The following is a 12,042-nucleotide window of genomic DNA, read 5'->3' on the forward strand; positions in this document are numbered from 1 at the left end:
GGCCGTGCGATGACCCACAGCCACCGGCGGGTCAGCCGTCGGCGCGGGCGTTCGCTGCGGCGTCCAGCTCGTCGGCGTACCGGCGGACGGCGGTGCGCAGCGCGTCCTCGGCGTCCCAGCCCCGGCGGCGGGCGGCGACGACCAGCCCCAGCAGCAGCTGACCGAGCTCGTCGGCGTCCCGGGCGGCGAGCTCGCCGGCCGGCGGGGTGGGCAACCCGGCCCGCTCGGCGCGCCCGGCTAGCGCCGCGGCCCAGGAGGTCGCCGGCTGCGAGCGGGACACCCCCTCGGTCGGCGAGCGCCGCTGCTTCTCGGTCTTCTTGATCTCGTCCCAACCGCGCTCCACCGCCGCGACGTCACGGGGGCCGGCGTCGGCGAAGACGTGCGGGTGCCGGCGCACCAGCTTGTCGACCAGGTCGCCGGCGACGTCGTCGACGTCGAAGCCCGGCTCCCCCTCGGCGGCGACCCGCGCGTGGAAGGCGACCTGCAGCAGCACGTCGCCGAGCTCCTCGCGCATCGCCACCGGGTCCTCGTCGACGATCGCGTCGTAGGCCTCGTGCGCCTCCTCCAGCAGGTAGCCGCGCAGCGAGGCGTGGGTCTGCTCGGCGTCCCAGGGGCAGCCACCGGGCGAGCGCAGCCGGTCCATCACCGTGACCACGTCGAGCAGCCGCACACCGGGTGGTTCGGGGGCGCCGGCGACCCGGGGCACCTCCGGCCAGCCGGCCGCCTCCTCGGGGGTGGCCAGCAGGACGGCGCCCGGAACGGTGACCGCCCCGGGGTCGGGGACGTCGGTCACCGCGATCCCCTCCGCGCGCAGCGCAGCCGTGGTGGCCGCGGCGCCGGGCAGGGCGAGCACGGCGGGCGCGGTGGTGACCGCGCGCCAGCCGGCCGGGGCGAGCAGGCCGGGCAGACGCGGGCTGACGGTGACGAGGAGCGCGACGGGCACCCGCTCAGTCTCCGGCAGACGCGCCACCCACGTCGGCCAGCAGCTGCACCACACCGCCGTCGGCGGGCACGACCTGCCCCTCGGTCAGCTCGCCGTAGCGCGGGTTGACCACGACGTCCAGGTCGTCGCGGACGGCGGACACCAGCTGCTGGCCCACCGCGTCGGCCTCGGCCAGCGCCTGCTCGGCCAGCTGGTCGCGCACCTCGTCGAACGTCGGCTGGGCCACCGCTCGCACGAAGCCCACCACCACCCCGCCGGCCTGGGGCACCGCCACGGTGAAGCCCTGGCCGGGGGCGGTGCGGGTGATCTCGGCGGCGAGCACCTCGGGCAGGTCGGCCGGTGACCGGGGCTCGATCTGCGGCAGCGTGTTCGGCCCCGCGTACTGCGCCGCGACCGCCGGGTAGGCGGCCGGGTCGGCGGTGAGCTGGGCCAGTGCCGCGTCGGCGGCGACCTGGTCGGGCACCGTCACCAGGCCGAGCTCCACCTGGCCCAGGCTCCCCCGCACCTGCTCGAAGCGCGCCCGCAGGCCCTCCTCGGACAGGTCCGCCTCCCCGGCGGCCGCCGCGAGACGCTGCCGGATCAGCTGCTGGCGCACGTTCTCCACCACGTCGGCCTCGCTGGCCCCCTGCTGCTGCGCCACCTGCGCGAACACCGCGGCCGGGTCGCTGCCGTCCAGCAGCTGCTCGATCCGGTCCCGCACCTGCGCGTCGGTCACCTCGACGTCCAGGCGCCGGGCAGCGGCGGCGTGCACCGCCTCGGTCACCCGGAGGGAGAGGACCTGCCGGGTGAACGCCGCCTCGTCCTCCCCGACGAAGGCGGCGATGTCGGGGTCGGCGAGCCGGGTGGCGACCGCGTCGTCCAGCTCGGCGACGCTGACCTGCGTCTCACCCACGTAGGCGGCCACCGACGGCGCGGTGCGGCAGCCGGTCAGGCCGCCGAGGCCGACGGCACCCACGAGCAGGACGACGAGCACTCTGCGGCGCGACACGGGCGCGAGCGTGCCACACCCGGTGTGACCCGTGTCGCACACCGGGTGCGGCCGGCCTCCGTCAGGAGGCGACTGCCACCGGCTGTTCCAGGACCGCCGACAGCAGCACGTGCAGCTTCTCCAGCAGGGCGACGTCCCGCAGCGGGGTGCGCCGGTCCGGGCCGACCGGCACCTTGATCGACACCGTGCGGACCGCCTCCTTGTAGGTGGCCCCCTCGGCGAGCCGGGACAGCTTCATGACCTGGCTCTCCCGCAGCTCCACCGGGCCGACCCGGACGTTGCGGCCCTGCATCGAGACCTCGGTGACGCCCAGTGCCCGCATCGCCGCCCGGAACCGCGCGACGGCCAGCAGGTTGAGCACCGGGGCCGGCGCCGGGCCGTAGCGGTCGGTGAGCTCGTCGAGCACCGCCTGCGCCTGGTCGTCGTCCTGCACGGAGGCGACCTTGCGGTAGGCCTCCATCCGCAGCCGCTCGCCGGGGACGTAGTCGTGCGGCAGGTGCGCGTCGACCGGCAGGTCGACCCGGACCTCGGCCGGCTCCACCGCCGGGGACTCACCGGTCGCCTGCGCCCGGTAGTCGCTGACCGCCTCGCCGACCAGCCGGACGTAGAGGTCGAAGCCGACCCCGGCGATGTGCCCGGACTGCTCGCCGCCGAGCAGGTTGCCCGACCCGCGGATCTCCAGGTCCTTCATCGCCACGGCCATGCCGGCCCCGAGGTCGGTGTTGTGCGCGATGGTGGTCAGCCGGTCGACCGAGGTCTCGGTCAGCGGCCGGGACGGGTCGTAGGTGAAGTAGGCGTAGGCGCGTTCCCGGCCACGGCCGACCCGGCCGCGGATCTGGTGCAGCTGGGAGAGACCGAAGGTGTCGGCCCGGTCGACGATCAGGGTGTTCGCGTTGGGGATGTCCAGCCCGGACTCGACGATCGTGGTGGCGACCAGGACGTCGTACTCCTTCTCCCAGAAGCCGACCATGATCTTCTCGAGCTCGTGCTCCTTCATCTGGCCGTGGCCCACCGCCACCCGGGCCTCGGGCACCAGGGCGCGGATCTTCGCCGCCGCCTTGTCGATCGACTGGACCCGGTTGTGGATCACGAAGACCTGGCCGTCGCGGAGCAGCTCGCGGCGGATCGCGGCGGCCATCTGCTTGTCGTCCCAGGCGCCCACGTAGGTGAGCACCGGGTGCCGCTCCTCGGGCGGGGTGAGGATCGTCGACATCTCCCGGATGCCGGTCAGGCTCATCTCCAGCGTGCGCGGGATCGGCGTCGCGGACATCGACAGCACGTCGACCGCCGTCCGCATCGTCTTCAGGTACTCCTTGTGCTCGACGCCGAAGCGCTGCTCTTCGTCGACGATGACCAGGCCCAGCTCCTTGAACCGGGTGGTCGGCTGGAGCAGCCGATGGGTGCCGACGAGGACGTCGATCTCCCCGTCGGCCAGCTTGCGCAGCGTCTCGTTCGACTCGGCCGTCGACTGGAACCGGGACAGCACCGCGACGGTCACCGGGAACTGGGCGAACCGCTCGGCGAAGGTCTTGAAGTGCTGGTTGGCGAGCAGCGTGGTCGGCACCAGGACGGCGACCTGCTTGCCGTCCTGCACCGCCTTGAACGCCGCGCGCACGGCGATCTCGGTCTTCCCGTAGCCCACGTCGCCGCAGATGATCCGGTCCATCGGAACCGGGTTCATCATGTCCGCCTTGACCTCGTCGATGGCGGCGAGCTGGTCGGGGGTCTCCTGGAAGGGGAAGGCGTCCTCCAGCTCCCGCTGCCAGACGGTGTCCGGGCCGAAGGCGTGCCCCTTGGTCGCCATCCGCGCCGAGTACAGCCGGATGAGCTCCGCGGCGATCTGCTTGACCGCCTTGCGCGCCTGGTTCTTGGTCTTGGTCCAGTCCGCGCCGCCCAGCTTGGACAGCGCCGGGGCCTCCCCGCCGACGTAGCGGGTGAGCTGGTCCAGGGAGTCCGTGGGCACGAACAGCCGGTCCGGCGGCTGGTTCCGCTTGCCCGGCGCGTACTCGACGATCAGGTAGTCGCGCTGCCCGCCGTGCACGGTGCGGCTGACCATCTCCACGTACCGGCCGATGCCGTGCTGCTCGTGCACCACCAGGTCGCCGGGCTGCAGCTGCACCAGGTCGACGGCGTTGCGCCGCCGGGCCGGCATCTTGGTGGCGTCCTTCATCGAGGTGCCGCGCTGGCCGGTGAGGTCGCCCTCGGTCACCAGCGCCAGCCCGACCCCGGGGAAGGCGAAGCCGGCGTCCAGGTTGCCCTGGGTGACGAACGGCGCGCCGGCCTCGGGGGCGGCCTCGATGCCGGGCACCAGGCGGGCGCCCAGGTCGGCCTCGGTGAGCTGGTCGGCGGCGCGCTGCGCGGGGCCGGGGCCGGCGAAGGTCAGCGCGACCCGCCAGCCCTCCCGGGTCCAGCTGCGCAGCTGCTCGATCGCCCGGGGCTGGTCGCCGTGGAAGCGCTCGACCCCGGTGGCGTCCAGCGTGACGTGCTGCTCGTCGTCGTCCGGGGAGAGGGTGAAGGCGCCCGTCGTCCACCAGGGCAGTCCGCGGCCGCGGGCCGCGGACTCGACATCGGCGAGGTCCTGGAAGGAGGAGGCGCCCAGGTCGATCGGCGCCTGGCCCACCTCGGCCGCCGTCTGCCAGGACGCGGCGAGGAACTCCTCGGCGGTGCGGACCAGGTCCGCAGCGCGGCTGCGCACCCGCTCCGGGTCGCAGACCAGCACGTGCGTGCCCGCCGCGACCAGGTCGGTGAGCAACTGCATCTGCTCACCCCCGATGAGCGCCGGGATGAGCGACTCCATGCCCTCGACGGCGATGCCCTCGGCCAGCTTGCCCGCCACCTCGGCCAGCTCCGGGTGGTCGACGGCCAGCTGCGCGGCCCGGGCCCGGACGTCGTCGGTGAGCAGCAGCTCCCGGCACGGCGGCGCCCAGAGCCGCTCGGGCCGCTCGTCCAGCGAGCGCTGGTCGGCGGCGGAGAAGTACCGCAGCTCGTCGACCTCGTCGCCCCAGAACTCGACGCGGACCGGGTGCGGCTCGGTCGGCGGGAAGACGTCGAGCAGACCACCGCGGACGGCGAACTCCCCGCGCTTCTCGACCAGCTCGACCCGGGTGTAGGCGGCGTCGGAGAGCGCCTGGGCGATCGCGTCCAGCTCCGCGGCCTGCCCGGGCGCCAGCTCCACGGGCACCAGGTCGCCCAGGCCCGGGGCCAGCGGCTGCAGCACGCTGCGCACCGGGGCGACCAGCACGTCGACCGCGCCGTTCTCCCCGGGGTGGGTCAGGTCGCGCAGCACGGCCAGCCGGCGGCCGACGGTGTCCGCGCGCGGGCTGAGCCGCTCGTGCGGCAGCGTCTCCCAGGCGGGGAAGACCTCCACCCGCCTGTCGGGGACGAAGCAGCGCAGCACCGCGGCCAGCCCGTCGGCGTCCCGCTCCCCCGCCGTCACGACGAGCACCGGCACCCCAGCGCCCGGGGCGGGCGCCGCGAGCGCCGCGGCGACCAGCGGCTGGACCGACGGCGGTGCGGTGACCGCCAGCTCGGTGGTGCCGGCCTTCTGCACCACCGAGGCCACGTCGGCGTCGGTCAGGACGACGTCGAGCACGCCGCGCAAGCTCACGGGGGTCACTCCTGGTTCCTGGTGGCCGCACCTCGTCCGCCAGTGGGCGGAGCGCGCGCCGGGTGCGCGCGGGGGCCGGCTGCCAAGGTTAGACCGACTTCGCTGCTCGCACGCCGGACCGTCGAGTGCCTCGAGAGCGACGCCGAGCTCCCCAGCTGGGTGGTCCACCGACCCGTAAGGGTGACTGCCTCACGCTGCGTGGCGCCCACCACGAGGGCTCCTACGACGATGAGAGGGATGACTGGGGGAACCGTGCACGCTGGGCAGCACCGATCGACGGTGTCCCGACGTCGAGGGCCGTCCTCGGCTGTGCTCCGCAGGCTCCCGTGGGTCGCACTGAGCCTGGCAGGGGTGGTGCTGTCGGTCGGTGTGGCCACCGGCCAGGGTGCGGAGCCCACCGGCCAGACCGCGGGACCCGCCGCTCCCGTGACCGGACCGACGACGCCGACCGCCTCACCGTCGACCGACCCGGCACCGGTACCCGAGTGGACGCCCCTGATCGACCAGGACTTCGACGAGCCGGCGGCCCTGGGCGAGTTCGCCGACGTCTACCCGGGCTGGGCCTCGTACGACGGGTGGTACGACACCGAAGGACCCGGCCTGTACGACAGCAGCCGGGTCGTCACGGTCAGCGACGGCATCCTCAACGAGCACCTGCACACCGAGGACGGCGAGGCTCTGGTCGTCTCCATCACGCCGGTGCCCCACGTCCAGACGTACGGGCGATACGAGGTCCGGTTTCGGACGGACCCGGTCCCGGGGTACAAGATCGCTTGGTTGTTGTGGCCCGCCGACGACAACTGGCTCAACGGAGAGATCGACTTCCCTGAGGCCGGACTGGACCCGGGTGACGTCATCGAGGGCTTTTCGCACCGCGTCAACGTCGACGAGGGCAATCACGGTTGGACTGTCACGACGGATCAGTCCACCCTCGACTGGCACACCGCAGTCATCGAGTGGCGCCCCGATTCGGTGACGTTCATCCTCGACGGCGTCGAGTACCGGAACACCGACCCAGGGTCGATCCCCACCGTGCCGATGTACTGGTCCATGCAGACCGAGGCCGGTGACCCCGCCGCATCGGTGGCCGGCAACGTGCAGATCGACTATGTGCGTGCTTGGTCCTACACCGGGCTGGCTTCCACGGACTGACCCTTCGCCGGTCGGCGATCCAGCGACTCAGCTGCGGGGGTGCACGACGTTCTGCGCCGCCTCCAGGCCCCGTTCCAGGAGCAGCTCCGTGGCGTCGGCGGCCTCGGCGACGAGCAGGTCGAGGGTCTTCCGCTCGGTGGCGGAGAAGTCCTTCAGCACGAAGTCGGCCGGGTCCTGGCGGCCGGGCGGCCGGCCGATGCCCACGCGCACCCGCAGGTAGTCCTTGGTGCCGGTGGACCGGGAGATGGACCGCAGGCCGTTGTGGCCGCCCTCTCCCCCACCGCGCTTGAGCCGGACGGCCTCGAAGGCGATGTCCAGCTCGTCGTGCACCACGACCAGGTCGGTGGCCGGCAGGTGGTGGTAGTCGAGCAGCCCGCGCACCGGGCCGCCGGACTCGTTCATGTAGGTGAGCGGCTGCGCCAGCACCACCCGGCGGCCGGCGAGCCGGCCCTCCCCGGACAGCGCCCGGGCCCGGGGGCCCTTGCCCGCGGACAGTCGTACGCCGGCCCGCGAGGCGAGCTCGGCCAGCACCATCGCGCCGACGTTGTGCCGGTTGCCGGCGTAGCCGGGGCCGGGGTTCCCCAGCCCGACGACCAGGAACGGCCCCTCGGACACGGGGGCGGGCTCAGGAGACGCCGCAGGGGCGCCGGCAGCGCCGGCGCCCCTGCGGGTCGTGCTCTCGTTCAGAGTCCTGCTCCGGGGTTCGCCGGGATCAGGCGTCGCTGGACTTCTCGGCGGAGTCCATCGACTCGCCGCTGCCCTGGTCCTGCGGCTCCGGGACGACGTCGCCGTCGGAGTCGGACTCGTCGCGCTCGATGCCGGCCTCGGCCTCGGCCTCCTCCAGCTCGGCCTCGAGCTCGGCGGCGGACGGCGCACCCAGGAAGCCGATGACCAGCGCCTCCGGGTCGGTGATCAGGGTGGCCCCGGCCGGGAGCGGCAGGTCGCCGGCGGTGACGCCGTTGCCGGCGGTGCGGCCGGTGATGTCGACCTCGATCGACTCGGGCAGGTTGGTGGCGTCGGCCTCGAGGGACACGGTGTTCAGCTGGTGGTTGCTGATCGTGTCCGGCGCCGGGTCGCCGACGATGACCACGGGGACGTCGACGGTGACCTTCTCGCCGCGGCGGACGGCCACCAGGTCGACGTGCTCGTGCACGCGGGTCAGCGGGTCGCGCTGCACGGCCTTGATCAGCACGAGCTGGTCCTTGCCGTCCAGGGTGACGGTGATCAGCGCGTTGGTGCCGCCGTTGCGCAGCACCGCGGCGAACTCGAGGGCCGGCACGGACAGGTGGACGACGTCCTGGCCGTGTCCGTACATGACAGCGGGGACGCGCCCGGCCCGGCGGGTGCGGCGGGCGCTGCCCTTGCCGAACTCGGTGCGGGGCTCGGCGACGAGGCGGAAGTCGGCCACGGTGGTGTGCTCCTCAACAGGTGGATCGGGTCTGTGTGCGCGGCACTCGACCGCGGCACACCCCTGGAGGCACACGCACGTCGATCACGGAGTCGGAGAACCGCTCCCTCGCCGGGCAACTCGCCCACCCTACCTGACAATCACACCCCGCCCGACGGCCAGGGGCGGCAGCGACCTACGTCCTCTAGTGGAAGGGCCAGGCGGCACCCAGCGGAGGAAGCCAGCGCCACCAGCGGGGGGAACCCCCGGACCCGTCCGCCCGAAGGGCGTCCGTGGTCCCGGACGCGGGGCCGGAGGCTCCCGTCCGGGACCACGGCCGGGTCCGTCCGCGACGCCGGCACGGGGCCCGCAGGGTCCCTGCCGACGCCGCGGGGAACGGCTTAGCTCAACGGGGGAACGGCTCCTGACCGCGGTGCGATCCGGAGGATCGCCAGTTAGCTCGCCCCGCCGAACAGGCTGGTCACGCTGCCGTCCTCGAAGACCTCCTTGATCGCCCGGCCGAGCAGCGGGGCGATCGAGAGGACGGTGAGCTTGTCGAACTGGCGGGCCGGCTCGATGGGCAGCGTGTTGGTGACGATGACCTCGCTGACCCGGCTGTTCTTGAGCCGGTCCACGGCCGGGCCGGAGAGCACGCCGTGCGTGGCGGCGATGATCACGTCGGCCGCACCGGCGTCGAACAGGGTCTCGGCGGCCTTGGAGATGGTGCCGCCGGTGTCGATCATGTCGTCGACCAGGATGCAGACCCGGCCCTCGACCTCGCCGACGACGCGGTTGGCGACGACCTCGTTGGGGCGGCTGACGTCCCGGGTCTTGTGGATGAAGGCCAGCGGGGTGCCGCCGAGCTTGTCGCTCCAGCGCTCGGAGACCCGGACGCGGCCGGAGTCGGGCGAGACGACGGTGAGGTCGCAGTGCCCCCACTTGCGCTTGACCTCCTCGATGAGGAGGTCCATGGCGAAGAGGTGGTCGACGGGGCCGTCGAAGAAGCCCTGGATCTGCGCGGTGTGCAGGTCGACGGTCATCAGCCGGTCGGCGCCGGCGGTCTTGAACATGTCGGCGACCAGCCGGGCGGAGATCGGCTCGCGGCCGCGGTGCTTCTTGTCCTGCCGGGCGTAGGGGAAGAACGGGGCGACCACGGTGATCCGCTTCGCGGAGGCGCGCTTGAGCGCGTCGACCATGATCAGCTGTTCCATCAGCCAGGTGTTGATCGGGGCGGTGTGGCTCTGCACGACGAAGGCGTCGGAGCCGCGTACCGACTCCTCGAACCGCACGAACAGCTCACCGTTGGCGAACTCGTAGGCGGCGGTCGGGGTGGGGGTCACGCCCAGGTGCCCGGCGATCTCGGTCGCCAGCTCGGGGTACGCGCGCCCCGAGAAGAGCATCAGGCTCTTGTTGGTGGTCTGCCGGATCACGCTCATCGTCGTCCCTGCTGTTCGTCGTCCGTGGCCGTGGACCGGCTCGTGGACCCCGCTTTCCCAGTGTCGGTCGCGGGGTCGGCGGCCGCACCACCGGCGGCTGCTGCAGCCTGGGCTGCGGGCGTCCCTGGACGCCGTCGTCCGACCCAGCCTGCCACATTCCGCTGCCGGGCCCGGGCGACGCCCATCGCCCCGGGCGGCACGTCGGTGGTGATCACCGATCCGGCCGCGGTGTAGGCACCGTCGCCGACCGTGACCGGCGCCACGAGCATCGTGTCGGAACCGACCCGCACGTGGTCGCCGATGGTGGTGTGGTGCTTGTCGACCCCGTCGTAGTTGACGAACACGGTGGCGGCGCCGATGTTGCTCTCCCGCCCGATGGTCGCGTCGCCCACGTACGACAGGTGCGGCACCTTCGAGCCCTCGCCGACCTGGACGTTCTTGGTCTCGACGTACGCGCCGACCTTCGCGCCGCGGGCCAGCTGCGTGCCCGGCCGGAGGTAGCTGAACGGGCCGACGGTCGCCGCCGGGCCGACCACTGCGAGCTGGCAGTGCGACCGGACGACGGAGGCGCCCTCCCCGACCTCGCAGTCGACCAGCGTGCTGTCCGGGCCGACCACCGCACCGGCGGCGACGGTGGTGGCGCCCAGCAGCTGGGTGCCCGGGTGCAGCACCGCCTCCGCGGCGACCTCGGCTGTCACGTCGACCCAGGTGGTGAGCGGGTCGACCACGACCACGCCGGCCCGCATCAGGTCGTCGAGGACCCGGTCGTTCATCGTGCGGCGACGGGCGGCGAGCTCGCGCTGGTCGTTGCAGCCGAGGGTGTCGTCGGCGTCGTCGGCGCGGTGCCCGCCGACCTGCCGTCCGTCCGCGACGAGCAGGCCCAGGACGTCGGTCAGGTACTGCTCGCCCTGCTGGTTGCCCGAACCGACGCGGGTGAGCGCCTCCCGCACGGCGGCGGCGTCGCCGACGTACACCCCGGCGTTGACCTCGGTGATCGCCCGCTGGGCCTCGTCGGCGTCCTTCTCCTCGACGATGGCGAGCACGGCGCCGCCGGCGTCCCGGACGATCCGGCCGAGCCCGGTGGGGTCGGCGACCTCCGCGGTGAGGACGGTGAGCACGTCACCGGCCTGTCCGTGCGCGGCCACCAGCCGGGTCAGCGTCTCGGCCCGCAGCAGGGGTGCGTCACCGTTGACGATGAGCACCGCGCCGGTCACCTCGGCCAGTGCGTCGAGCGCCACGGCCGCCGCGTGCCCGGACCCGTTCTGCTCCTCCTGCACCACCGGCAGCGCGCTGGGCGCGATCCGGGTCAGGTGCTCCTCTACCGCGTCCCGGCCGGAGCCGACCACGACCACGGTCTGCGCGGCGCCGAGCGGCTCGGCCGCGGCGAGCACGTGGCCGAGGAGGCTGCGGCCACCGATCTCGTGGAGCACCTTGGGGGTGCGCGAGCGCATCCGGGTGCCCTGGCCGGCCGCGAGGACGACGACGGCGCCGACGCTGGTGGGGTTGTCCTGCTGGCTCACGGATCTCCTCGGGACGACGTGCAGCGGGTGGGCGCGGTGCCGCCCGCCGGGCTGGCTGGGGGACTCGGACTCGAACCGAGACTTCCCGGCTCCAAAGGCCGGCGGGCTGCCGATTACCCCATCCCCCATCGCCGGCCGCCCACCGGGACGTCCCCGGACGGTGCGGCTGCGGTGGTCCCGCCGGCGGACCGGCGGACCCCCAGAGCCTAGGGCCGGGCTCGCCGTCGGGCACCCAGCACCGGCGGTGGGCCCGCCCGAGACCACCCGGACGAGGGCCCTGGACCGCCGGGCCCGGACGTCGCCGGCCCGCACCCCGCAGCACCCGGGCGCACCGGCAGGGGACGATGGCCGCATGAGCACCCCCGCCGACCCCGGCGCCGGCCGGCCACGGGTGCGGATGACCGGGGCCCAGCGCCGCCGGCAGCTGCTGGACGTCGGCCGCGAGCTGTTCGCCCAGCGCGGCTACGAGGCCACCTCGATCGAGGAGATCGCCGCCCGCGCCGACGTCTCCAAACCGGTGGTCTACGAGCACTTCGGCGGCAAGGAGGGGCTCTACGCCGTCGTCGTGGACCGGGAGATGCAGCGGCTGCTGGACCGGTTCACCTCCGCCCTGTCCATGAGCGGCCACCCCCGGGAACTGCTGGAGCGCGCCGCACTGGTGCTGCTGGACTACATCGAGGAGGAGGCCGACGGCTTCCGGGTGCTGGTGCGCGACTCCCCCGTCGCCGGCACCGACGGCGGGTTCTCCTCGCTGATCAGCGAGGTGGCCAGCAAGGTCGAGCACGTCCTGGGCGACCAGTTCCGGCTGCGTGGCTACGACCCCGCGCTGGCCGAGCTGTACAGCCAGGCCCTGGTCGGCATGGTGGCGCTGGTCGGCCAGTGGTGGCTGGACACCCGGTCACCGGACAAGCGGGAGGTCGCCGCCCATCTGGTGAACCTCGCCTACCACGGGCTGTCCCACCTCGAGCCGTCGCCGGGCCTCGCCGGCCGGCCCTGAGCCCGACCCCTC

At 73.7% G+C, this 12,042-nt stretch carries 9 protein-coding genes and 1 tRNA gene; 2 read left to right on the forward strand and 8 right to left on the reverse strand.

The window, feature by feature from the left end:
- Positions 1-31 precede the first annotated feature (31 nt).
- The 3 genes from HLA93_RS00820 to mfd all read right to left on the reverse strand — a co-directional run bounded on the left by HLA93_RS00820 (position 32) and on the right by mfd (position 5,538).
- Positions 32-943 carry a MazG family protein gene (locus HLA93_RS00820; protein WP_222192326.1) on the reverse strand — a complete coding sequence of 304 codons (912 nt, stop codon included), beginning with the start codon at positions 941-943 and terminating at the stop codon, positions 32-34.
- 4 nt (positions 944-947) lie between these two features.
- Positions 948-1,931 carry a peptidylprolyl isomerase gene (locus HLA93_RS00825; RefSeq protein ID WP_222192327.1) on the reverse strand — a complete coding sequence of 328 codons (984 nt, stop codon included), beginning with the start codon at positions 1,929-1,931 and terminating at the stop codon, positions 948-950.
- A 61-nt stretch (positions 1,932-1,992) separates the two neighbouring features.
- Positions 1,993-5,538 carry a transcription-repair coupling factor gene (gene mfd / locus HLA93_RS00830; RefSeq protein ID WP_222192328.1) on the reverse strand — a complete coding sequence of 1,182 codons (3,546 nt, stop codon included), beginning with the start codon at positions 5,536-5,538 and terminating at the stop codon, positions 1,993-1,995.
- A gap of 351 nt (positions 5,539-5,889) precedes the next feature.
- Between mfd and HLA93_RS00835 the strand changes: the two genes are divergently transcribed.
- Positions 5,890-6,690, forward strand: coding sequence for a glycoside hydrolase family 16 protein (locus tag HLA93_RS00835; protein ID WP_222192329.1), 801 nt, complete (start codon positions 5,890-5,892; stop codon positions 6,688-6,690).
- A 27-nt stretch (positions 6,691-6,717) separates the two neighbouring features.
- Here HLA93_RS00835 and pth read toward each other — a convergent pair whose 3' ends face one another.
- From pth to HLA93_RS00860, 5 genes are all read right to left on the reverse strand, one after another.
- Positions 6,718-7,305, reverse strand: coding sequence for an aminoacyl-tRNA hydrolase (gene pth / locus HLA93_RS00840; RefSeq protein ID WP_222192330.1), 588 nt, complete (start codon positions 7,303-7,305; stop codon positions 6,718-6,720).
- 97 nt (positions 7,306-7,402) lie between these two features.
- Entirely contained in the window at positions 7,403-8,098 is a 696-nt protein-coding gene (locus tag HLA93_RS00845; RefSeq protein ID WP_222192331.1) for a 50S ribosomal protein L25/general stress protein Ctc, read from the reverse strand.
- A gap of 434 nt (positions 8,099-8,532) precedes the next feature.
- A complete protein-coding gene (locus HLA93_RS00850; protein ID WP_222192332.1) occupies positions 8,533-9,513 on the reverse strand; it encodes a ribose-phosphate diphosphokinase in 981 nt (326 codons plus the stop codon).
- Complete coding sequence (gene glmU, locus HLA93_RS00855; protein WP_308127874.1) at positions 9,510-11,033, reverse strand: bifunctional UDP-N-acetylglucosamine diphosphorylase/glucosamine-1-phosphate N-acetyltransferase GlmU; 1,524 nt, start codon at positions 11,031-11,033, stop codon at positions 9,510-9,512. Before glmU ends, HLA93_RS00850 begins: the two co-directional genes overlap by 4 nt.
- Before the next feature lie 52 nt (positions 11,034-11,085).
- Positions 11,086-11,161 (reverse strand) — tRNA-Gln (locus HLA93_RS00860).
- A gap of 224 nt (positions 11,162-11,385) precedes the next feature.
- On the opposite strand from HLA93_RS00860, the gene HLA93_RS00865 reads away from it, so the two are divergent.
- Positions 11,386-12,030, forward strand: a complete 645-nt coding sequence (locus tag HLA93_RS00865; protein WP_246625474.1) for a TetR/AcrR family transcriptional regulator — start codon at positions 11,386-11,388, stop codon at positions 12,028-12,030.
- Positions 12,031-12,042: the final 12 nt, after the last annotated feature.

The sequence above is a fragment of the Modestobacter italicus genome, from assembly GCF_019799965.1.
GTDB lineage: Bacteria > Actinomycetota > Actinomycetes > Mycobacteriales > Geodermatophilaceae > Modestobacter > Modestobacter italicus_A.

Bases quoted from the DNA above. Each gene is read 5' to 3' on its own strand.
- HLA93_RS00850 (WP_222192332.1), bottom strand. From the start codon at position 9,513: ATGAGCGTGATCCGGCAGACCACCAACAAGAGCCTGATGCTCTTCTCG.
- HLA93_RS00865 (WP_246625474.1), top strand. From the start codon at position 11,386: ATGAGCACCCCCGCCGACCCCGGCGCCGGCCGGCCACGGGTGCGGATG.